The following is a 24,735-nucleotide window of genomic DNA, read 5'->3' as shown; positions in this document are numbered from 1 at the left end:
CTCAGTTGAATCCTCGAGGTTCGACTTGCTGCAGCACGTACACCATGTCCGACTTATCGGCGGTTCCGTCTCCATTAAAATCGACCAAAGCTCCGCCGGTCCCCCGAATAAGACTCATAGCGCTCTTGATCGAAAATTTCGGTTCGTCCGGGGATTTCGGCAGCGCCGGTCCGACCCATACCGAGGCGCTCGCTTGCGTATTTTTTTGAATCGAGCTGGACAAATAATTCATGACCGAAATGTGCTCCAATTGCACCTGCACGCGCTCCGACGTCAAGGGAACGAACGTCACCGTCATGACTCTCGAGTTCACGGGCGCGGAAGCCGTCGGCTTATCGTATAACAATGGATACGCCAACGTCCCCGTCGTTTCGTTGACCGTGCTGCCGCCGAAGAATTGGAAGCCCGACGCGAACTGCACCATCGGTTCGCCGTTCGTCCTCTTCGCAAGCTGCAGCTTCGCGGGGTCATACCGTAGCCGGAAGGAAATCCCTGCAAGATTCGCCGCATCGCTTATCGCAATATGCACGTCGAACGGTTTGCCGACGGTTTGCTGTTGCGCTGCGACGGAGATCCCGACCGTCGCCGTCGACTCGGCGGCGAGCGCCGGAGCGGCTGGCAGCGCCGCTAGACAGAGGGTGACAAGCAGCAGGATCCAATTTTTCATGAATGGAACTCCCCTCCATAAGTTACTGTAAGAAACGACAGCCCACATGCCGTTCGTCGGTGTGGGCTGTCGCAGCTGCACAAGCTATGAAATTATACCGTTTCGGGAACCGGGAACGGGACGACGCTTTCGTCCGGGCGATCCGGGTCGATCTCTCTGAAATGAGCATTAGAAATCAGCACGCGAATATGAACGAAGGTCAGATCCTTCAAGTCGACGATTCCGTCTTCATTGAAATCGAGAAGCTGTTCCGGCGTATATCCGCCGTCTTCCCCGCTTATCTCCCAATCGACGACGGTTCCGAACGCTTTCGCCACTTTCACGAGGTCGGTCACCTCGACGCCGGGATTCTGATCGACATCCGGCCATACGATCGGCACGTAGAAGTCCGCCGGTTCCGCAAGAAGGTGAACGATGCCTTCGACGTCCGTCGTTTGCGCTGCCGTAATCCCGAAGTACAACGGCAAACGCCCGCCCGGTTCGGACGTCGGCTCCGATTCGATCGAAAAACCTCCGAAATCCGGTCCGTCCGAAAATATGTCCCCGGCCTCCGCGTAGATCGTGAAAAGATTCGCCGCGCCTTGGATCGACTGTCCCTCCGCCAGCTCGCCGGAGACGATATACGTATCTCCGAACCAGAAGTAGCCGGGTTCCACATCCAAAACGAGCGAGCCGTCCAACTTCGATGCGATGTCCGCATGAGGTTTGACGCCCAACACATTCCAAAACGGCGCGACTTCGAGTTCGATCCGGAAGCTCCTGGCGTCGTGCTCGAGCGACAGCTTCGACACGGTCGCTTTCACGAATTCGCCCGGTCCGACCATCTCCTTGCTGAACTGAATGTCGAAAGCTTCGTCAATAGCCGCAACTTCGATTAGAATCGAATCCGAAACCGTGCTGATCTGATTCGAACTGACCGTCACTCGGGCCGTTCCCGGTCCGACCGCGGTCAGCCGTCCGTCGGCATCGACCGTGACGACCGATTCGTTATCGGAGGACCACGTCACGGCTTGGTTCGTCGTATCCGCCGGCGTAAACGCGTATCCTAGAGCCATACCGGCGTCACCCTGCTTCATGTTCAAGACATCGACGTTCGGTTCGATCGCGATGGTTGTCGGGAACACCGTAGGCAGTATCGTCTGTACCACGTCGCTAACAGCGACGTAGCGCGCCGACTCCGAATCCGAGAACTTCGCCTTGCCGTGCAAGAGCGCGATGTTTGTGTGCGGCTGGAACGGCTGCAACACATTAAAGTAAACGTCGACGAGCTTCACGCTCTCCCCGTTCGGCGCAAGCCCCGCTTCGGCGTCCTGCAAGGAGCCGACAACGCGGACCGTGCTCTCCGGCGTGATGATATCCATTAGGGCGATCTCCGAGGAGCCGGCTCTAAATTCCGAATTCGCCTGGACGCTCGCCAATTCCAACACGTTCTTGTCGTACGCCAGCTCGAATTCAAAGCCGTACAAGTCCGGTACGTCTTCCACGCTGACCGTCACCGAGAATTGATCTCCTGCCGCGACATGCGTCTTTGATGCTTCGATCGCCGGTGCCGCGCTCCCCGTGAACGGGACTATCGGATCATGGCGAACGTCGATTCCGTACCCCTTAAGCGTTGCGATATCGGCGACCGCTTGGCTGCCTTCCATGAGATCCAAGGGATTGTCGTACATATAAATGAGTGCATACTCCCCTTGGAACGCGCCTGCGCCGTACATATCCAACAAATCGCCAAGATCCGCGATCAGGTTGTTATCTAAATCCAACCCATTCAACGGCATGCCGACCAACGGGCTTAAATCGGAAATCGCGTTATTATACAATCGCAAGTCCGTGACGCTATACGCATACTGCATCCCTTCGAGATTTACGATTTTACTGCCTTCTCCTCCGTACATATACGCGGTCGCTGGAAGGTTCATCATATCCGCGGACGTCAATTCGCCGCTTTCCTTCCCGGTAATCATTCGAATGCGATCGATGAACGCCGGATCCGTATTATTGATCGCGACCGGCAGGTGAGCTTTGAAAATGCCCGTCGGCGCGTTCCGCGACCAATTGTTCGCGGCGTCGACCGCTTCCACCGTATATTTATGCTTCACGCCCGGCGTGGCCGCAGCATCCGTAAACTCCCGTGCCGTGCCAGGCAGCGACGCGATCGGACTGCCGTCGCGCGACACTCGGTATTCGACTACGCCGTTGAAGTCATACGCGCCTTCCCAGTGAATCGTCAGTTGATTCTCGGCGACGCCGGATACGCGAAGCGTCTGTTGATTAAAGAGAGGCGGTTCGGTATCCGCCGGCGGAGCCGGTGCGATGGCGTCGTGACGCACGTCGACGCCTCGGTCTTTCAACGTCTGGATATGATTCGCGTTTCCGGTCCCTTCCACCAAATCCAGGCCGGGAATGTTTTGAATGAATAAGACGTCTCCCGAATTCATGCCCGTATTCGTAACAAGCGGGCTCAAATCCGTGATATGCGTAGAATCCAGATCGACTCTCTCCAGCTTGTTCAAACCGGTTAATGCTTCGATGTTCGTAATCGGGTTTCCGTCCAACATCGCGCCTCTAAGCATCGTCATGCCGCTTAACGCACTGATGTCCGAAATTTCGTTATTCGAGAGATATAAGTAATCCATCGCGGTCATTCCGCTTAACGCGCCGATATCGGCGATCATGTTTCCGGATACATTCAAGGTCCGAATACTCGTCATGCCGCTCAATGAAGCTATGGAGCTTATGCCGTTCCCGCTTACGTTGAGGTCCATCAACATCGGGAAGCTCAGCGGCGTTATGGAAGAGATGTCGGTAATGTAGTTATTATCGAGCGAAAGCTGGCTGATTCGATTTTTGCTGGTCTCCGATAAACCGGTCAGCAACGCCTGCAGTCCGCTGTCCCCCATGTCCAAATCTCTTAGCATGAGGGAACCGATCGTCATCCGATTCACCGCATCGGCCACCAACGACATATCGGTCACATTCGTTCCGGTGAGCTCTAAGAGATAGGTTAAATTAGGCAAATTCCCCAGGTCTCCGGCATCGATCGGAGAACCGAAGGCGTTGAAGCTTTGCAAATTCGCCATCCCGGTCATATCCGGGAGGTCCGCTATCGGATTCGCCGATAACGAGATTGAACTTAGATTGGCAGCGTACTGAATGCCTTCAATATCCGTAATTCCTACTCCCCACGGAAGATGGAAGTTCTGGAGCGCCGATAAATCCGTTACCGTTATGTTAGCTGCCGGGTAAACGCCAATTGCGTGCAATGCGTCGCGTACCGCCGACTCCATGTTGGAGTCGGGGAACGTAACAGCGTCCATCGGCGGCTCTTCACCGGAGTTGAAAGAATGAATCGGACCGTCCGTCGATTCGAGGAACGTGCCCGCCGACGTCTCCCTATAAACCGCCTCGACGCGGTAGTCCGTCACGCCGGGGACGGGATCAGTTATGTACGCTTCTGGGAACTTGTAGAAATCAAGATAAGTCCAACTCGCTTGGTAGTTCGTAGAGTAGTACACATTGTAGCCTATCAAAATCATCCCGCTTGGATCCGCGTTCAACGTCGCGCCGTACCAATCCAAGACGACATGCAACCCCGCTTCGTCTTCGCCGGGACCCATGTTAAGCGCCGTCTCGTCCGGCCATACTTCGCCGCTGTACGTCGCGAACGTCGGCAGGAACATTACCGAGGTCGATTGCGAATACTCCGTCGCCCCATTATCCAAATGAGCCACAACGTAAATGGAGTACTCCCCCGGCTCCGGCGGGAAATAATCGAATGAAGTTTCCGTAACGGTCCCGATTACAGCCCCACTGCCGTACACCGCGTACGAAACGACCGTCGGTTCCCCGATATACGGGCCCCAAGTTACAGCCAGACGATCGCTAGTCGCATTCACGGAGACGCTGTTCTCCCACGCCCCTTCGGCGTTAGCCGCGTCGGGAGCGACCGGGATCGTAAGCCCACTAACAAGCAGCGTAAAGATCAGCATCCGATTGATCCAGTTGTACCATGTCCTTCTTCGCATCAACGTTCCTCTCGCCTCCATCAAACTATTCATATATAAGAAAATGAATAAATCCGCCACATGACCCATCTTCTAGTTCAAAAGTGGCAATTCTTAGTTATTATACATGACTATGGTTAGAAATGGGTTAAAAAAATTCGCCTGAACCGCATTTATCTGTTTCTTTTTTCGACATTTTTCCTGCTTTGAATGAATTAGTTGGAACCTATGGTCGCAACAGAAAGCGGAGCCCCGCATAGGAGCTCCGCCAAGAAAAACATTATTGTACGAAACGCGGATCGATCAGCTTCAACACGAACTCGATGTCGCTCTTATCCATGAGGCCGTCCTGGTTGACGTCGACCAAGACGCCCGTCATCAAGAACGCATACATCTTGCTCATCTCGATTCGGCCGCCGCCGGAGGCCGGGTTGATCGCTTCGATCAGCGCCGCCCGCTTCGCCGGGGTCACGACCCCCAGGCTTTCGACCGCCGGATTGCCGATCCCCGCCGAGGAGTAGACCGCACCGCTCTGAATGAACAGCGCAGCATCTGCCGACCATACGATGCTCGCGTCGTTCCCGTTCGGCGCCAGCGTCAGAACGACCGTCCGTCCGCTGTCGTCCGACGCATCGACCGTCGCCGAAGCGATCAAGGCGTTCGCCCCGCTCAAGACGAAGCCGTTCGCCGGAATCGCTCCCTCGCGATCGAGCGGCGTCGTGAAGACGACCGTTACCTTCGTTCCGCTCGCATCGACCGCGGCGTATTTCGCCCGCGGCACGAGAGCGCCCGGTACGGGCATAATGTTGCCGACGGTAACCGTTCGTACCGCCCGATTGCCGGCGGCGTCTTCCGCGTACACCGTATAGGCGCCGTTCGCCGTCACCTCGAAGTAGCTGCCGAACACCGCTTCTCCGACCGTAGGGAACGCATCGACCGTAAGCTCTCCGGGAGCCCACAATACGCTCGTGAGCATATTCCCCGAGCCGATCGCCTCCGCGGCGACGATCACCTTCACCGCCCCGTAGGTCTGTCCGTCCGGGGAGAGCGCGAGAGCGATAGACGGAGGATTTCGGAAAATGTTACCGATGCCCACCGACTGACTCATCGTATTGCCTGCAGCATCGGTCACTACGATCGTGTACATGCCGTTCTCCTGAACGACCACTTGCTGCTCCGCCACCGCCGGCAGCGCCGTGATTTGATCGCCGACGATCCATTGGATCGATTGAATCGCATTGTCCGCCCCGTACACCGATACGGTTACGCTCACCGTCACATCGCCCGATGTCGGCGCATCCGGGTTTCTAGCGATCGTAATGGTCGGCGACGTCGTGTAAATATTATCCACCGTCGTATATGCGACCGTCTCGTTCCCCGCCCGATCCTTGGCATACACCGTATACGTCCCGTTGGCGCTGACGTCGAAGGCGCGCGTCGTCAAATCGATCGAAGCGCCCGCCGCTGCGAAATGTTCCTTAGGCAGCGCCCCGTAATCCCATTTCAACGTCTCCAGCGCGTTGCCGATGTCCGTCCCGTACACGAATTCGGACACCGACAAAGTTACGCTCTGATTCGTCGGCGCTTCCGTACCCGCACTCAGCGCGAGAACCGGGGATCTCCGTTCGATGTTGCCGATCTCGATCGTCTGCACCGCCTTGTTGCCGGCCAGGTCGGACAAATACACCGTGTACGTCCCGTTCTCCGTCGCCTCGAAGTCGAAGGCGTTGTCCTCGTACGACAGCGTCTCGCCGGCCGAAGCGAAATATTCGATCGCGCGTTCGCCGTACGCCCACTTCAGCGCGCCGAGCCCGTTGCCGGAGCCGATCGCTTGGCCGACGCCGAGCACCGCGACATTGCCGTTCGTAACCGCCGTCGGCGAAACCGTGAACGATGCGGTAGGATTCTCGCGGAAGATGTTATGAATGCCGATGGTTTTAAGCGTCGCGAGTCCCGACGCGTTCGTCGCATAAATCGTATACGTGCCGTTCTCGGTCGCATCGAACGCATACGCTCCGTCCGATCCAAGCGTCAGCGTCGTGCCGCCGGTCGCGAAATCGTCGGCATTCCGGACGCCCGCGGCCCATTTCACGATCGTCTCGTCCGCAGCGGTTACTTGAATCTTCACGTTCCCATTGGTCGGGGCTAGCGTACTCGCCGTCCAAGACAGCTCCGGCGCAGTCGCCGCGACTCGGATGAGGAACGTCTCGATTGTCTCGTTCCCTACGCTGTCCGTCGCGCGGAGCCGAAGCTCGTACTCCCCGGTGGCGCTGAACGGCTGCAGCTCGTTAATCGGCTGCCAGTCTCCCCCGTTAACGGAGAAGTCCGCCATCGGAGCTGCCCCGTTGTTGTCGCTGTAGCGCATCTCCTTCAGCAGCACGGTTTGGTTCGCCAGCTGCCCAGGCGTGTAGTCGGAACCGTCGGCGGTCTTGAAGGAGACGGTCATCGTCGGTCCCGTCCGGTCGATCCGAACCCAAAATGGTATCTCGTCGACGTTGCCCGCCTCGTCAATCGCCCGGAGCGTCACGAGATGCTCGCCTTCTTCGTCGATCTCCAACGCCCCATCGAGCGGAGCCGGAACCGCACCATCGACGGAATACTCCGTCCGCACAGGCGATCCGGCGCCGCCCCCGGCGGAGGCCTCGAGCCGCACGCGCTGCGCCGTCCATTCGCCGCTCTCGTACGGCAATCCGTCTTCCGTCGTCGCCGTCGCCGTCAGCACCGGCGCGATCGTATCGATCCGCACATCGAAGGATGCGGTTTCGGTGACATTTTCCGATTGGTCGTAGGCTCTGAACTTCAACTTATATTCGCCGTCGGCGGACAAGACGATCGACGTGCGCTCCTCCCAAGTCGCCCCGTCATCCACGGACGCCTCGACGCGAGCGATCTCGCTCTCCCCGTCCGTCGGCTCGAACGTCGCTTGGACCGGATGCTTCGTCCAGGCGCCCGGACTATACCCCGTCCCTCCGCTTAGGAAAAACACCGAGTACGTCGGCGGCGTCGCGTCGACCCGGAACGCCTCCGTAACGACATGCGCCGTGTTGCCGCGGTCGTCCCTCGCCTGTAGATGCAAGTACCAGACGCCGTCCGCCGTCCGTTCGATCGTATCTCCGCTGGCGAATGCCGTCCATCCCGACGCCGGCGTCTCCGGCGATGAAGACCAAGCGTACATGAAGCTGTTGGGGGTCAGCGGTCTTCCGTACGTCGTTCGCGCGACCTCGACGATCGCGGAAGCCTTCTTCAGCCAAGCGCCACCGGAGTGATTCGTGGTCGCGGCGATGCGCGGAAGGTCGTACAAACTTGTCGTAAACCAAGCGCTATTGTCTTCCGTCGTTCCGTCATTGCCTCCGGACAACGATGCCGACAGAATGCCCGAGCCCGTCGTCAGTTCGGCCGGCACGTCGACGGAAGCGATGATTGTCTCATAAGCCTCTCCCGCTTCAATCGAATCCGAGCGGGTACAAGCATCGGCAGTACAAGTCCAGCCCTCGCCCGTAAGCGTTAGTCCTTGGAATGCCGACATCGCTTGGAAGCTCACCCGTACCTCGCCCGCCGACGGTCCGCCTTCCACGTTCGACACGGTGAACGCAATGTCTCTGCGTTGACCGGCCAGGAAGTCGCTCGGCTCGGCCGCTGCCGCCGTTATCGTAAGCTGCGGGGCGTATGCCACGTTCACCTCGGCCGCGGACGCGATTTCGAAGCCATCCATCTCCAGCGCGAACGCGAAGGGGCCTTCCTCCGCATACGACGGATTGTAAATCTCCGCCGTCTCCGGGAATTCGACGACGACTTCTTGACCGTACTCGACGTCGGTCGGCAGCAGGATCGCGACCGTACTTTCCATCGGCATGATCTCGGCGGCATAAGGAACGCCGTCCACCTTCACCGTCACGCCCGATTCCGGCGTAAGCGCGCCGGCGTAGAACTCGCTTGGGAACGTCAACCGAACGATTTCCCCTTCGCCCAAGCTGCGGCTCGGCGCGAACGCGATCGACACGCTCGTATTCGCCGATGTATACGGCGTCCCCAACGCGACGCTCATCGACTCCGCGGGCGCTTCCGGGAACGCAAGCTGGTAGGGCTCCGAGATCGTCCCGCTTCCGCCCGCGATCCGGATATTGTCCTGGAGCCGGATGACCGGCTTCGCCGCGAACGGCGTATGGAACAACTCGACCTCGCCGGATCCGTAGTTTTGTACGAAAGCATGGTACTGGTACCAGTCCGGGTTCGATTCCGGCGCGTTCGCGATCGGATTCATGAGGAACCATCGCTCGTCCCATCCCGTCACCGGATCGTCCGGATGCAGCCATCCGCCCGATTGCAGTGCCTTATACTCCGCATACGTGAGTAAGGCGACCTTTTCCCTTGCTATATACGGTTCAATCGATTCGTCGACCTCGACGACGCTTCCCGTCTTGAGCAGGTACGGCGCCTCGATGTCCATCGAGACGAGCCAATATTTCCGGTACGCTTCGCCGTCCAACAAGTTCAAGTAGTTGGTGTTCAGGCGATAGGCGAGCGACGATTCATGCGTCGAGTCGAAGCGGTAGCCGGCATCCGTCCGCGACGACGCCGCGTTATAATCGAACGCGTCATCCCACTCCGTCGGCTCCCCGTAAGGCTCCAGCGCGAGCAGCTTCCCGCTCCCGTCGCCTACCGTCATCCATTCCCGGTCCGCGAACGTAACGATCTCCCCGGCCGGAAGCGCGGCGAAGGCGTCGCCTGACACCGCCAGCTCGGGAAGGATACGAACCGAATACGTCCTCGCTTCGTCGTCGGCATTCACGACCCTTAGTTCCAACTGCGTCTCCGTCCCCGGTTCCAACGGAACCTCCAGCGGAGCCGAACCATCCTCCTGCAGCGCCCCGTTCACGTACAGCCTTGCTCGAGGGTCGTTGAGCGAAGGAAGCAGCTCCACCGTCTCCGCGTTCCTCGGCACCATGAGTACATGGTTCGGCTCTTGCGGCAGGAAGTCCGATAGGAAATACCCGACGTCGGCATGGAGCCCGCTCAACCGGTTCTCGTATTCTAAATCCATACGAAGGACGCGATGGCTGTTCTTATCCGCGACGATCAGATCTCCGGCGGCATCCGTCGCCAGACCGTAAGGATAATCCTCCGCGTCCGGCAAGAAGTGTTGCAAGCCGCCGGCATACGCGCCGTCGGGGGTGAAGGCGTGCAACGTTTGGTTTTCCGAATCTCCCACGAACACTTGCCCGGCCGCGTTCACCGCCAGCCCTGTTATGTAGTCCAATCGGTCGTACGCTCCTGGGTAAACGCCAAGCTCGTAAGCGAACGTTCCGTCCGCCGAGAACACCTGAATCGAGTTGATTCCACTGGACACATAGATGAACCCTTTGCGGTCGGCGGCGATCAGCCGCGGCTGATCCGCCTCGAACAAGTTTGTTTGTTCCAGCGAAGCCCCGCTGTATTCCACTACGTATCCGACCGGCGTCCCCACGTCGTACCGCGTCTCCGTCGCAAGCACATTGCCGTGCTTCGAGAGCGCGATGCCGTGCAGCTCGTTCGGCACCGTAATGTCCGCGTCCTTGGTGCCGTCGGCGAGAAACTTCACGATGCGTCCCGCCCACGCCTCAGCCGCGTACACGACGCCTGTCGGACTGACGGCGACGAGATCCGGGTTGAAGTTCTCGAGTCGGTATGCGGCCATCTTCGTTCCGGCGGCGTCGTACTTCTCGATCTCCCCTTGACCGGAATCGGCTACATATACATTCCCCGCGGCGTCCACGGCCACGTTCGTCGGGTAATCGAAGTAGCCTCGCGCTTCGCCGAAGGCGTTCGCCTTCACGATCGTGCCGTGACCCGTATCCGTCACGTACAGCGTCCCTTGCACGCCGTACAAGAAGTCGTCGCTGACCGCTAGTCCCGCAGGCTGATTCCCGATCCCGCTCCACTCGTCCAACAGCTCGCCGCTCGCTGGATCGAACACCTGAATCTTGTTCTTTGTCTCGTCCAGCAGCAAGAGATTTCCGCCAGCGTCGATCGCGAGGTCTCTCGGCGTCGAACTATTTTCGAAAGGATCTATCATTTCGCCTTGCCCGTCTTCGCTCGTCTCCGGCGGTGCCGGCGTCGTCGGAAACTCGGCCAAGTATTCGCCGTTCGCGCTCACCTTGTAGACGGTGCCGACGCCGATATCGCCGCCCATCATCGGGAATCGCTCGGTCACGTATACGTTGCCCGCCGCATCGACCGCCGCGCCCATCGGATCCGCAAGGGTCCCGTCATTGTCCCAAAACCACGTGCCGCCGCCCACAAGCAGCGCGACAAGTCGGTCGCTCCCGCTGTTCGCTACGTACAGGTTGCCGGCGGCGTCGATCGCGAAGCCTTCGGGCTCGTTCAGCAACCCGACGCCTCGGAATTCCAAGAACGCCCCGTCGGCTCCGAAGACCGCGATCCGGTCGTTCGCCGAGTCCGAGACATAAATCCTGCCTTCGTCGTCCACCCTCACCGCAGTCGGATAGTACAACGACTCCGTGATGCCATTGTTGTCGAACGCGCCGATGGTCAGCAGAACCTCCCCCGTCGGAGACAGCTTGACGACTCGATGACTGCCGAAATCCGCGACATACGTATTCCCGACCGCATCCACATCCATCCCGATCGGGTAATCGAGATCGTACGCGACCGCCGGAATCGACGACATCCCGTTCACGTCGAACGGCCTCCGGATCGCCTTGAGGTAATACGTATTCGCATACTCCTCGCCGATGACGTCGATCTCGATCCAGGTTTCCCCGTACCGGAGAGGTACGGTATACGGTTCTCCATCCGTCGCCTTATGCCCGTTAATTTTCAGCTTTCCGACAAATGGCACGTTCAGCTGCGGCGAAACTTCCAGCGTGTCCGCCGAGCCGGTCATCACCTCGTAGTGATACACGTAAGGGCTGAAGGAAGGCTCCCAGCTTCCATCGACATATCCCATGAGCTCAAGCTCCACGCCATCCGCTCTCACTGTCAGCCCACCGAGCAAATCGTCCCCTTCCGCCGCTTGCGCGACAGGGATGCCTGCCAGAGGGATGCACGACATCAAGGCGATCAGCCCGGCCAGCAGCCACCTGTAAGCCCCCTTGCGAAAATGCTTCCTCACATTCCCACTCTCCCGCTAGTTCTATTAAACTATGATGTTTACTAATATAGGTAATTAAGTATATGAACTGCAGGTAGATTATACCCTCCCAGCCATCTCTTGTATATATTTTTCCAACTCGAAAACGAAGAAAAAAAACCGGTCCCGGGAGTGTCCCGAAACCGGCCGAACGCCGCGGCCCAATGAACAAAAAAACGCCGAGCCGGCTTTCGCCGCGCTCAGCGCATCGGTGCTGCACCTTGAATCAAAACAACCAGAGCCACAACAGCCACAAAATAGCCGCCCACATGCTCGCCCCAAGCAAAATACCGAAGAAGATGCCGCGCCACACGGATAAATCCGTCTCCCGCAAACCTCGATGTTTGTCCCTCATGGCGTTCCCTCCTGATAACCAGTATATGCTATCAGTATGGGAAACTTGCTGAGGCGCTAAACCTGCGTCAGAAGGCGTATTTCGCCCAATAGACGAGCGTCTTCGCCCACTCCATCATCACGACCTGCTGCTTCTCGCCGTCCTTCCACCACTCGTCGAAGTCGCTTCGATCGTCCGGCGTCCCGCAATACGCCAGTTCAATGCCAGAACCCTTATACACCTTCTCGAAAATGAACCGCGACCGCTTCGCATGCCAGTCCGACGTGACGACGACCGCCGAGTCATAGCCGAGTTGCTCCATAAGCTCTCTTGTATACACGGCGTTCTCGTACGTGCTCCGGGACTTCTCCTCTTGCAGGATCGCCTCGGGCGGAACCCCCTCTTGCACCGCGAGCGCGTGCATCTCCTCGTTCGCCGTCGTCCGCCATGACATCTTCGTCCCGTCGGACAGCATCACCTTCGGCGCCACGCCCTCGCGGTACAGCTCCGCGCCCTTGCGCGTCCGCTCGCCGTTCATCTCGCCGCCGAGGACGATGATCGCGTCGCTCGCGGGCGGTGCGGTGCAGGGGAGCTTGAGATAGCCGCCCGCCGCGGACAGAAGCGGTACATGCATCGCGACAAGACATACGACGACGGCAAGTAAGAGCAACAGCAGCTTTGCTTTCCAGTTCAGCAGCTTTAACATAATGGTACTCTCTTCTCGCGAACCCAAGCCGCAAGTTCCTGAGGTTCGCATAACGACGCGTCCATAGCTTGATCGCACAGCATAAGGCCATAATCAAACTCCCACGTGACCGCTGCTTCCAGCACCCCGGGTCTTTTCCAAGCCTTCATGTCTCTCCGCTCGGAGATATACAATAGCTCTCTTTGGGCTAATCCGCCTTTACGCATAAGATTACGTATGCTCCTACTTCGGAATCTTGTGGATGTCAAAAGTGATGGATCTGATCATAATCTCGCTCACATATCTGAAATATGCCGCAGTACTAATCCAAGTCATTCAAAGGGATGCAAAAGTGGCTCACCTAATCGTTGCGCCGCTCTGGATTCGGCAGCCGACTGATCTTCGATGACATAAATAATCACTCTACAACAATCTTTACTTCAGCAGTTTTTGATCCAAAATCACGAAACCACGCAACGGATTCGATCACCAGGTCAAATTCAAGGTAATACACTCCGGGTTTGATCGGGCAAGTGAACGGAAAAATAAGTTTTGTCCCCGCACTTGGTCTAATTTTCCCTGGAATTGAAATTCTTGCGTCATTAAAGAGTACAGTCTGTTTCTTATCGTCTAACCAATGATTCCCCAGATGGAAGGGGTAATCATGTATGAACGGCCAAGAATAATTTCCGATATTCTTTATGTTAATTTCTATCGCATGCATTGATCCGGGAGGACCCGTAACCTCTACTACATCCGTTTGGATTTCCGCTTGGAATGCCGAGGCAGGTAGGTTCTCGGTCTTGGTTCGTTTTGGGTGACCTCCAAAGAAAACACCATATTTCGGTGGATGATAGCATTCCTCTGGCGTTCTTGCACTAAGTGTTTCCGTAAGGAGGTCCGTACGTACAAAAAAAGCATTAACGCCTTGCGATTCAGTACATATCAAAGAATATCCCATTTCGTTAGCTAACTTTGTGTATGATGTTAAACTAGCGCCAAAGTGATCAGTACCGTCCCATACATGATAATCATTGTATTCCATTATCCACTCTATTGGAGGAGCATACGATGCATTATACTCCACAATGACAACGCGAGGTCGATATTCCTCCAAAGATTTCCACACCCAATAGTCATTTCCGTCGATGTCAATACTTAATAAATCAATTTCAACCGGTACCTCATTCTCTTTAAATATTGAAACAATGTTATCCCTCGTAATAAAACTGTTAACTATCGAGACTGGTTTGCCCTGGTAATTAAAAAGGGCTCGTTCATACATATCTCTGTCGCCTTCAATAAGAAGGCCGTTCCAGTGGTTATAGACAGACAAATAAGCTGAGTTACACTGCATGCCGTCCTGCACCCCAAATTCAACGAAGAATTTATTCGTGGTACCTATTCTCCTAAATATCTCCTCTATTATTCCGTCCTCACCATTTTGGGAAGTGATACTTTTTTCATATAAGTTTAGATTATTTCGTTTGCTTATCAAGTCATTATAAAGGTCATTTACTTGTTTAATGAGTCTATTAATTTCAAAACTACTATATATGTTCAATGCTTAGTCCTCCTAATCCAAATCATCTTTAGAAGTATAGCAATCTTTATCTTAAATAAAAAGCGCCGAAGCGGAAGTCCCCACCCTCGACGCTTTACGAAATAATCGATTGCCGATTCCAAAACAAAAATTTAGCTTTTACCAGTAAAGACGTTAGAAATTTCCGCAGTGACTTCCTAATTTCACACTGAAATTCATTCCACAGTCATTAAGATATATTTGCGAAGTGTTCGCTAAAAAAGCCCGGAAAGTGAGTTTTATAATCAGGCTTTGAATTCGATTAATCCATCGGCCATATCAGCTGAGCATATCGGCACAAACCATGAAACAAAGCTATAACCTGCTAAAAAAGATTATAAATATAGTACTAATAAAGGAAATGTTTGGGTCGTCATTCTTAGCCTCTTTTTCCTTTTCTCATCTTCAAATAAAGTATTGATGCTAGAATCCTCTGAAATAACTTGCCGTATAGACTCCCACTTGGGTGTATAATTTCCTTAACTCGACTTATACACCAGTGCCAAGGCACTTGCCCATAATGATTTCTTAAGAGCTCGAACGCCTCTTCAAAATGAGCTTTCTGATTATTCCTTGTTTTCGTTTCATCATGGTCCCGGGAACATGCCACCGGATACTCGAAATAGGCAATATCACCTTGAGCAGCTATTCGCCACCATAGCTCGTAATCCATGCACATATGATATCTTGAGTCAACCCCCTTAACTTTCTGCCAGATATCAGCCCTTACTAAGGTAGCAGGCTGACAAATGATGCATCGCATCGCAAGCGTCTCCCTGCTGAACGGTTCAGTTGGGTATTCGCCAATCTTTTGATTAATCTCATTTGTAATATGTGCTTTCCCGTAAACAGCGACATACTGTTTATTTTTCTCAAGGAATTCGGCCATTTTCGACAAACCGTTGGTCAAAAAAGTATCGTCAGCATTCAACCAACAAACATAATCAACTCTAGGAAAGGCAGCAATCCCCTCGTTGATTGCAGCTGCCTGGCCTTCGTCTTTATGTGAGCGCCAATACTGAATAATATCAATATTTTCGCGAATTATCTCTAAGGAGTTATCCGTGGATCCTGCATCAAGAACAGCGACGTAAATGTCAATGCCCTCTTGTCTCCTGATGCTTTCTAATGCATCCAATAAATACCTTCCTTGATTTAAGTTTGGGACAGCGATTGCGATCTTCGGATTTATTTGCTTCGGTGCCATGGTTCCTGCTCCATAACTTTTTTGTAAACATCTAGGGTTTGTCGTGCTGCACGTTCCCATGAGAATTTCCCAGCCTGTTCTATCGACTTCTCCGCCATTTTCTTTCTTTGATCCTGTTGTTGTACCATTGTTATCATAGCTTTTGTTAAGCTGTCCGAACTGTTTGGATCCATTAAGATTCCCGCATCACCAATTACTTCTGGAATGCTGGTTACATTGCTTGTAATAACCGGAGCTCCAAAGCTCATCGCTTCAAGTACCGGTAATCCAAATCCCTCGTAATGGGAAGGGTAAACAAAAGCAAAACACAAATTGTATAGAACCGAAAGCTCTTCGTCTGAAACATAACCAAGAAAGTTTACTTTGTCCTGGATTCCTAGTTCCTGTACTCTAGCTTGTATGTCATTTTCCAACCAGCCCTTGCCACCTGCGATAAATAATGGACGCGTCTCAGAATATTCTCTTACTATTTTGGCATACGCCTCCAATAAAAGACGGTAATTTTTCCTTGGCTCGACAGTACCGACACCTAACCAAAAACCACTATCTTGAATATTAAATTTTTGAATAACCTTCTTTTTGACCGATTCGCTCAAGTGACTGGTTAGAGTTGGGCGACTACCTAAGTAAATAACCGAAATACGTTCTTCCGGGTAATGAGGGAAATATTTAAGAAAAGACTGTTTTGAGCTTTCCGAGATGGTAACTATATGATCAGCATAGATACTCGACTCGAAAGCCCCGTTGAAACAAACGATCCGGTTTGCTTCGGTTGAAAACTCTGGACGATCTAGATAAACCATGTCATATATCGTAACAATCTTTTTCGCTCGAACATCGATTGGGCAACAAAAATTGTTTGAATGTATAATATCCGGGTGACCGAGAAGTTCATCCCTTTGAAACTCAGAACTATCCCATAATTGGTTTAGTTTAGCCCAAGAAACTTCATGGAAATAATTCTTCGCATTTGGTCTGTCACTTTGGTAAGCCTTTTTGTATTCGGGATGTCTGTAATTGTAAAAGACAGGATAAAGCAAATACTCATTACTAGTATCTACGTCCAGGAGATGACTTATGATTTGCTTTGCAAAGAAAGCGCACCCCGCCATATCCTCTGCGGTTTGACTCACGTCAAAGCCAATTTTCATTGTCATCCCCCTCCTTTAGCTGGCTTTTTTGCCTCACGATACCAGCCGAACATATTTCGAATTTCGTTCAATGGAACTTTTTTGTTATACTTAAGAAAGCACTTCGCAGAAGTCCGGATGAGCGACTTAACGAAACGCAAATTACGTTCTACGTTTTCTCTACTTTCGCCCGACTCTTCAACGATAACATGCGCTAAATTGTATATCCACCTTGCAGGTACTGTTCCGAATTTATCGTTTAACATCGAACAAATTTCTTCATGCACTTTTCTACGGCTGCCTAATGTTTTATTTTCCGCGTAAAGACGAGACCCGGCTACCTTTTGATCAAGAAAATAAAAACCCTTCTTTTGTCCGATCCGTAACCAAAATTCATAGTCCATGCAAAATCGTAATGCAGCATTTAATACACCGTACTTCTCCAATACGCTTCGTCTAAAAAACACAGCGGGTTGGCAAATAAAGCAGATTTCTTTTAATTTTCCATAGTCCCATGATTCTGTGTAATAATCTTCAATATAACCGTCTTCTTCGTCAATGTGGTCGGCTTTTCCATATATCACGTCAACTTCTGGATACTTAGCGAATATCTCTAGAACTGCAGAAATTGAACCCGGGTAATACACATCATCCGAGTTTAACCATCCGATGACATCTCCTCTTGCTTTCAAAAAACCCTTATTAATGGCATCAGATTGACCCTTATCTTTTTCAGAAACATAAAATAGTCGGTCACCGTAGCTTTCCAAAACCTCAACCGTTTCATCCGTACTGCCTCCATCAAATACAATCATTTCTAAACCTTCAATCTCCTGATCAAAGACACTATCAATAGTTCTCTTAATAAACTTCCCTTGGTTATATGAAGGAGTTACAATTGATATTCTAGGATTCAAATATACCGCTCCTAAGGAGTTGAAATAGTATGGAAATTATTGAGGATATTATCTGTGTTTTTATCAACGACGCTTGCATTTAAAACTTGAATACCTAGGATTCTAGAATCTGGAATGCCTATATCTTGTGGAGAAAATAATGATTTCACATGAAAACCTAGCTTTGTAAGTCCTCTATCAATTTCCTCGTTAATCTGAAGTGGCACACCGCTATCAATAGTATAATTCTTTCGTTTCCTTCCGTTAGTAACTATAAGGATTGACGACTTAACTGGCGACACGGGCGGTAAAAGTAAGGATAACCGAACAATCCGCGAACAATCGCTCGGTCCGCAAGTAAACTCAAAGGTCTCCTCAGTCCAATGATCGGGATAAATTCCCCGTGATGAGTAAGCTTCTCTCGCTTGAATTCCGTAGATGGATTCTATTGCTAACGAGTACTCTTCAACCATCCGTTCGCTGTTAAATCTTTTAACGTATTCCAATCCTCTCTTTACACACGTTTGTTGTAATTCAAGGTTAGTAAGAATTTGAAACATTCGTTCTACCATCGTATCCGGCTTTTTCGGATCGAAGTATAGTGCCGCATCGCCGCCTACTTCTGGAAGACTCGTCGTTTCGCTGCAAAGTACCGGTACGCCAAGCGACATCGCTTCGGCCACTGGAATGCCAAATCCTTCAAACAAACTAGGAAAAATAACAAATGCGCTACGGGACATAACGACCGATAATTCCTCATCCGGAACGTATCCTAGGTAATGTACTTTATCTTTAAGACCAAGGACATCAATTGCATCATGCAAGACTTTTTGTTCTTTCCACAAACTCCCTGTTAGACATAAATGAAGGTCGAATTCGGGGTGGTTATGACGAAACATGGAAAGTGCGGTTAGTAACATCTTATGATTCTTATGTGCCCAAAAGTTTGCAGGGTAAAATGCATAGATTTTGCTTCTTATCCCGTACTTATCCAAGACAGCATTGGCTATATTTTCGGACTTAGCAGACATTCGATCCTGGATCGAGATATACACCACTTTTGCTTTTTCCGACGGATACCCATACTTTTCTACAATGGACTGTTTCGTAAACTCCGAAATACATACAACTGAATCAGCTACTTTACAAACCTTTTCATAGAAAGAATTACGGTGAGCCAACTCATCCTGTGAAAAGAATTGCGGGTAGTACTCATGTTGGATATCGTAAATTAAGCTCAGTGTGGGAATTCCCACCTCGGCGTAAGTAACCGCCGTCATTGGGCAAAACAATACATCGACGCCAAGGTCTGAAAGCAAAGATGAATTGGAACGACTTCCGAGATATGGCTTCAGCTTGGATTTCATTTTTGAAATTATCTTGGAAATCAGTGCGTTTGAAGTAATCGAAACATTCCGGTCGTCTGAACTTCCTTGACGAAGAACACAAAACCTCTTCATCCCAAGATCTTCAAAACGTTCGAAGTATTGATGATTCCACTCAGCGGTTAAGAGTAAATATTCATGGTTACGGTTACGTCTCGCCATTCCTTGAAGGAGTTCGAGTACTAGATGGTGAGCCCCACCGTTCTCACCAGTACCCCGTATAGGAACCACATCGATTGCAACTTTCATCAAAGTTTCACCACCAAATGAGTTTCTCTTTCAGTGCTAGTTTTATTTATGTTCAGAGTTTTTCTTTTTTAGTTGTCTTTCTAACTCATGGATGAGTTCCAAACGATTGGATCGATCTTTTTCACTTTCCACAAGTTTCTTCTCAAGTTCTTGAATAATGGAAAGCCGTGCAGCTCGGTCTTCCTCACTTTCAATCAAGCGTTCCTGTATTTCTTGTATGATTCCCAATCGCGCTTGGCGATCGCCCTCGCACTCGGCAATTTGCCTCTGTAAATCATTAATTTTCGCCAAGCTAGCCTGATGGTCTTTTTCGCATACTTCAAGCTTATTTTGAAGCTCTTGAATAATTGATAATCTTGCATTCCGGTCGGATTCACTCTCTTGGAGTCGCTTCTCCAATTCTTTAATAATTCCCAACCGCGCTTCCCGATCGGACTCACTCTCAAGAAGGCGTTTCTCCAAAGCATTAATAATAACTAAACGAGCCTCTCGGTCGGTTTCGCTCTCTTTCAACCATGCTTCTAACTTCTGAACCGATTCCAGACGCAATATCGCTTCTTTTTCCGTATGGACTTGTTTCTTATACAGATCTAACATAGCTAGTACGATCCTACTGTTGGGATTTCCTTCTAAATGAGTAATCACATCATCGTCAGAATTTATCAGAGGTTCTTTCTTTGACGCGACTAGGAACATATCATAACCAAACAAAGGTTCATAAAATTTCACATACTGGAACCCAACAGAACTTATTAACCTCTCGACGCTCTCCTGAGTAAACAAAAACAGATGCTCTTGATCCTTGAATTGCTTTAAAAACATATCATTCGTTTCAAGCAATTCTTCATAACTAAAATGATTAAATCGCGGGGTCTGGATAACAACGATTCCGTTTTCCTTCAATTTATCTGCTACGACCGTCATTGTATGAACGGGATCGGTGAAATGCTCAAGGACGTCCATCATAATAATAAGATCTTGTGATTCGTCAGGGATGGTAGCATCTTCAATTTTCCCATGAATAATATTAACGCCATGGGTGGATTTCCCGTACTCAACCACCCAACGACTAAGTTCCAACCCAGTTGCGTCAAATCCGCATTGCTTCATTAGATGGACAAGCGTTCCTGGTCCACATCCAAGCTCTAAAGAACGTGTAGGAGGCATCTTATATTTTAAAATGGTGTTCAACCAGTATAGACACCTTTGCGTTAGGTCCTCTCGAGATCTTTTTCGAATATCGGGATGACCAAATGATTCTGTCTGATGCTGCAACCAATAGTTTTTTCCGTAAAAATCGTTATTATCATTCTCAACTTCAAAATACTCGGAAACGAATCGTGGACTGTTCAACAGTGTAGAGCAGCTCATACACTTCACATACTGTTCATTATACTTTTGTAAGTCTGTGGAACCACACCAACACTTATCAATCGTAATAACTTGTTTGCCCATGATACCCCTCCTTTTCATCAAGCAATTAGTTCGCTGCGGGTTTTATTAAAGAGGATTCCTCGGCATAGGTGATATTAAAGTGCGTGTCAAGCTGCGCAATGCCATGGAATTCTCGCCGTACAGGTCTCATAATTTCCAGTAGTATTGCACCCTCGATCCAATCATATACATGATTAGTTATATCTGTGTCGCAATCCGTAGCCGCAATAGCAAAAGTGTATAATCCCTGAAACAAACGCATATCGATATCGAATGTCGCCTTCATTATCTGGTTCTTCGTAGCCCTTAGTCTTAATTGATTAACCATGTAGGAATTTTGACCAAAGACTACTGTATTATGCCGATCAGTGATCTGATAACCGAATGTCAGATCTTCAACATCTTCATGAGCGACGGCATATATGTTTAACCGCAGCTTATCTCCCGTCATTGCGGTGTTGATTTCTTGTTGGTCTAAACTGACGATTTCTACACCCAATAACTCGACCTTCTTGTCCCCTCTTCGAATACCTGTTGCTTGGCTAATATTCAGTTTTGCCTGAAGTGGAATAGAGACTTTTTCCTGGACATCCCCATCGAGGATTGTAACTTCATTAGCAACAGACCTTTCTCCCGTTTTCCCCATCGAATAGAATAAGTTAACCATATCGACAGGCGATCCAGAGTGGACGATCCGACCTTTGTCGAAAATCAATACCTTATCGCAAAATTTCATTACAGTTTGCATGTCATGTGTCACTAAAATGATTCCGGTCCCTTTTTCCTTTAAGTCTTTTAAAAAAGAAAAACATTTTTGTTGGAAGAAGATATCCCCTACTGATAACGCTTCGTCAACGATATATATGTCCGGCTTTAGGTTTGCAAATAACGAAAAAGCAAGTCGGACGAACATTCCTGAAGAGTAGGTTTTCACCGGCTGCTTAATAAAATCGCCTAACTCGGCGAAATTTAAAATATCATCGATCTTCTCATTTAAATAGTGTTTATCAAATCCCAGTAACTTCCCACTGTTATATATGTTATCTAATCCAGACAACTCGGGATGAAACCCAGTTCCAAGTTCAAGAAGGGAAACCATGTTTCCCGATACTTTGATTTCCCCTGTCGTTGGCCATAACGCCTTAGACAATATTTTAAGAAGAGTACTCTTGCCGGCACCGTTATGCCCGATAATCCCCAAACATTCCCCTTTATGCAGCTCGAAACTTATGTCTTGAAGCGCCCAAAATTGCTCATGTTTACCTAATGTACCAAAGGTGGCCCATTCTATTAGTCGATGATAAGGATTTTTATAGATTTTATATTTTTTTGAAACATTATGCGCCTGAACCAACAGTTCCTCATTCATCATTTAAATAACATCCCTTATTTCGGCTCTTAATGCTCTAAGAACTAGAGCTCCCAATATAATGGAGACCAACGAACATATTACCATACTAGTCCATAACTGAAGATCGGGTACTTTGGAATACACGATAATTTCGTGAAGGGACGAAATATACCAATAAACCGGATTAATGTCCACAGCCTGTTGGAACCCTTCGGGAAGAATGTCCTTAAAGTACACGATCGGAGTCATCCACATCCAAATTTGCATGGCTGTACCGAGGATTTGACCGATATCCCTGAAAAAAACGTTGATACAACCAAACAATAAAGCTAGTCCAAAAGCAAAGGCCTGGAAGAGTAACAGCATTAACGGAAGTAGGAGCCACGTCACGCTCACTGCCCCGCCCAAAAACGTGACAACAATAAGCAAAATCGAAACAGAAACAAATAATACAATGGTTGATGCAACGACGGATTGACAAATAAAAACGTACTCAGGGACGGGCAATTTCTTCAGAAACGAAGCGTTCTCAAGGAAGGAATTGCTACCCCTTATTACAGTTTCTGAGAATATCCCCCAAGGAATCAACCCGGCGCATAAATATATCGCAAAAGCAGATGTGGACTCCAACCCTGGGATTCTCGCAACCATAATTTGCGAAAAGACGAATGTGAAAATTAATATTTGGAACAATGGCTGAAGCACATTCCACAAAACACCAAAAGAGGAACCGGCGTATCGGTTCCTGAGATCCATAATTGCGTTATTCCATATATAGCCTCGATAGCGCCAAAGCTCAAAGTTCATTGAAATTCCACCTATTTATGAGTTACATACCAATCAATTGTCTTCATCAAGCCTTCTTCGAAAGCCGTTTTCGCTTTGAATCCGAACTCTTCATAGGCCTTAGTTGTATCCAAGCATCTCCGAGGTTGACCATCGGGCTTCGTTTCATCCCATCTGATTTCCCCATCGAAACCTGTTAATTCAGCAATTTTTTCCACTAGGTGCTTGATGCTGATTTCCGTCCCCGCGCCCAAATTCACAGGCTCGCTCTTGTTATATCTTTCGGTAGCCAACAGAATCCCTTCGGCTGCATCCTCTACAAATAAAAACTCGCGAGTTGCTTGTCCTGTACCCCAAACATCAATGTAAGGTAATCCTTGCTCCTTTGCATCAACGCATTTCTTAATAAGTGCAGGAATCACATGAGAGGTTTTTGGGTCGAAATTGTCACGTGGTCCATACAAGTTTACAGGCAACAAGTAAACAGAATTATAGCCATACTGATCTCTGTAGGCTTGGGATTGAACAAGCATCATTTTCTTAGCTAATCCGTACGGAGCGTTCGTTTCTTCAGGGTACCCAATCCAGATATCAGATTCCTTAAATGGTACGGGAGTATATTTAGGGTACGCACAGATCGTACCGATGGCCACAAACTTTTCAACGTTGTGTAGTCTAGATTGCTCTATTAACTGTGTCCCCATCATTAAGTTTTCATAGAAATATTTACCTGGGTTCTCGCGATTTGCTCCAATTCCCCCGACAACCGCGGCCAAATGAATAATAACATCCGGTTTCCAATCCTTCATCATCTGTACGATGCCTTGTTCGGTTCTAAGGTCATAATCCTTACTTCTTGGAACGAAGACATATTCACAATTGCTCCGCTTTAACTTATCCACAACATGAGATCCAAGAAAACCCGCACCACCGGTTACAATAATCCTTTTATTTTTCAAGCTTTTCAAGATTGTCCCTCCAATATTGAAGAAGTTCATGCATTGTATCTTTAATTTTGTACTTCGGGAACCAGCGGGTATCACGAACTAGTGCGTCATGATTACCAACACGGACTGGTGCGTCGACTTTTCTAAGCTTCTCAGGGGCAACAAAGATCTGATGCTGTTGGATCGATGAATTCATAAACAACCAAGATATAATATTTTTTAACGAAGTACATGTTCCCGAGCAAACATTATATACTTCCCCTGGCGTCCCGCACTGCATAAGCAAGTAATAAGCATCCACTACATCACGTACATCTAAGAAGTCCCGTTCCACTTCGATATTCCCAACAGACAATGTGCTTTCTCCATTTTTTTCCATTAGGGCAATCTGCTTTGCAAAATTTGAACAAACAAAATCGACTGATTGATAAGGTCCCGTGTGGTTAAACGGCCTTGCACTAACAATTTGAATGCCGTAGGTATGGTAGAATTGTTTACTGATAATCTCAGCACAAGCTTTTGCACCCGCATAGGGATTCATAGGAACAATAGGGCTCCCCTCGTGAAGAGGGGTCCCATCGCCATGTCCGTACACGTCCGCAGAACCAACATAAAGCACTTTGCACGACAAACGATGTTTTCGGATAATCTCATAAAGATTTAGAGTCCCGTCCACTATCGTTCCATATGCAATATTCGGTTTCTCATAAGACAAGGGTATGAATGCCGGTCCTGCAAGGTGATAAACATGGTCAGGTCGTGAATCCGTAATAATCTTCTCCATCTTACCCCGATCGTTTATATCACATAGAATGTACTCGACACCCGTTGCTTTTCGTTTTGGCTCCGCTCTAGAAATCCCCAGAACGTCATACCCTTCACTTACTAACTTATTGGCCAGGTAATATCCGACAAACCCGCTTATCCCTGTAATAAATGCTTTCACGGC

Annotated in this window: 15 protein-coding genes; all 15 read right to left on the bottom strand. The window is 50.1% G+C overall.

Features of this window, described 5'->3' with window-relative positions; translation table 11 throughout:
- Nucleotide 1: 1 nt before the first annotated feature.
- Entirely contained in the window at nucleotides 2–667 is a 666-nt protein-coding gene (locus FE782_RS11655) for a cohesin domain-containing protein (protein WP_158299353.1), read from the bottom strand.
- A 92-nt stretch (nucleotides 668–759) separates the two neighbouring features.
- Nucleotides 760–4,692, bottom strand: coding sequence for a leucine-rich repeat domain-containing protein (locus FE782_RS11650; protein WP_158299352.1), 3,933 nt, complete (start codon nucleotides 4,690–4,692; stop codon nucleotides 760–762).
- Between the two features lie 259 nt (nucleotides 4,693–4,951).
- Nucleotides 4,952–11,782 carry an OmpL47-type beta-barrel domain-containing protein gene (locus FE782_RS11645; protein ID WP_138194267.1) on the bottom strand — a complete coding sequence of 2,277 codons (6,831 nt, stop codon included), beginning with the start codon at nucleotides 11,780–11,782 and terminating at the stop codon, nucleotides 4,952–4,954.
- Nucleotides 11,783–12,026: 244 nt separating this feature from the next.
- Nucleotides 12,027–12,155 carry a hypothetical protein gene (locus FE782_RS33100; protein ID WP_274388711.1) on the bottom strand — a complete coding sequence of 43 codons (129 nt, stop codon included), beginning with the start codon at nucleotides 12,153–12,155 and terminating at the stop codon, nucleotides 12,027–12,029.
- A gap of 67 nt (nucleotides 12,156–12,222) precedes the next feature.
- Nucleotides 12,223–12,840, bottom strand: coding sequence for a YdcF family protein (locus tag FE782_RS11640; protein ID WP_138194266.1), 618 nt, complete (start codon nucleotides 12,838–12,840; stop codon nucleotides 12,223–12,225).
- A 397-nt stretch (nucleotides 12,841–13,237) separates the two neighbouring features.
- Nucleotides 13,238–14,383: a hypothetical protein gene (locus FE782_RS32835; protein WP_238392441.1), complete on the bottom strand. Its 1,146-nt coding sequence runs from the start codon at nucleotides 14,381–14,383 to the stop codon at nucleotides 13,238–13,240.
- A gap of 397 nt (nucleotides 14,384–14,780) precedes the next feature.
- Nucleotides 14,781–15,608: a glycosyltransferase gene (locus FE782_RS11630; RefSeq protein ID WP_138194265.1), complete on the bottom strand. Its 828-nt coding sequence runs from the start codon at nucleotides 15,606–15,608 to the stop codon at nucleotides 14,781–14,783.
- Nucleotides 15,590–16,759: a glycosyltransferase family 4 protein gene (locus FE782_RS11625; RefSeq protein WP_158299351.1), complete on the bottom strand. Its 1,170-nt coding sequence runs from the start codon at nucleotides 16,757–16,759 to the stop codon at nucleotides 15,590–15,592. Before FE782_RS11625 ends, FE782_RS11630 begins: the two co-directional genes overlap by 19 nt.
- A gap of 2 nt (nucleotides 16,760–16,761) precedes the next feature.
- On the bottom strand, nucleotides 16,762–17,655 hold the full coding sequence (locus tag FE782_RS11620) for a glycosyltransferase family 2 protein (RefSeq protein WP_138194263.1): 894 nt from the start codon (nucleotides 17,653–17,655) through the stop codon (nucleotides 16,762–16,764).
- 11 nt (nucleotides 17,656–17,666) lie between these two features.
- Nucleotides 17,667–19,268: a glycosyltransferase family 4 protein gene (locus tag FE782_RS11615; protein WP_138194262.1), complete on the bottom strand. Its 1,602-nt coding sequence runs from the start codon at nucleotides 19,266–19,268 to the stop codon at nucleotides 17,667–17,669.
- 42 nt (nucleotides 19,269–19,310) lie between these two features.
- Nucleotides 19,311–20,723 (bottom strand): class I SAM-dependent methyltransferase, encoded by a 1,413-nt coding sequence (locus tag FE782_RS11610; protein ID WP_158299350.1) that lies wholly within the window; start codon nucleotides 20,721–20,723, stop codon nucleotides 19,311–19,313.
- 25 nt (nucleotides 20,724–20,748) lie between these two features.
- Nucleotides 20,749–22,074 carry an ABC transporter ATP-binding protein gene (locus FE782_RS11605; RefSeq protein WP_138194260.1) on the bottom strand — a complete coding sequence of 442 codons (1,326 nt, stop codon included), beginning with the start codon at nucleotides 22,072–22,074 and terminating at the stop codon, nucleotides 20,749–20,751.
- Nucleotides 22,075–22,860: an ABC transporter permease gene (locus FE782_RS11600; protein ID WP_138194259.1), complete on the bottom strand. Its 786-nt coding sequence runs from the start codon at nucleotides 22,858–22,860 to the stop codon at nucleotides 22,075–22,077. It abuts the gene before it with no gap.
- A gap of 11 nt (nucleotides 22,861–22,871) precedes the next feature.
- Nucleotides 22,872–23,807: a GDP-L-fucose synthase family protein gene (locus FE782_RS11595; RefSeq protein WP_238392440.1), complete on the bottom strand. Its 936-nt coding sequence runs from the start codon at nucleotides 23,805–23,807 to the stop codon at nucleotides 22,872–22,874.
- Nucleotides 23,788–24,732, bottom strand: coding sequence for a GDP-mannose 4,6-dehydratase (locus FE782_RS11590; RefSeq protein ID WP_138194257.1), 945 nt, complete (start codon nucleotides 24,730–24,732; stop codon nucleotides 23,788–23,790). Before FE782_RS11590 ends, FE782_RS11595 begins: the two co-directional genes overlap by 20 nt.
- Nucleotides 24,733–24,735 lie beyond the last annotated feature (3 nt).

The organism is Paenibacillus antri (genome assembly GCF_005765165.1).
GTDB lineage: Bacteria > Bacillota > Bacilli > Paenibacillales > YIM-B00363 > Paenibacillus_AE > Paenibacillus_AE antri.
This window is presented reverse-complemented; position numbering and strand designations above follow the sequence as displayed.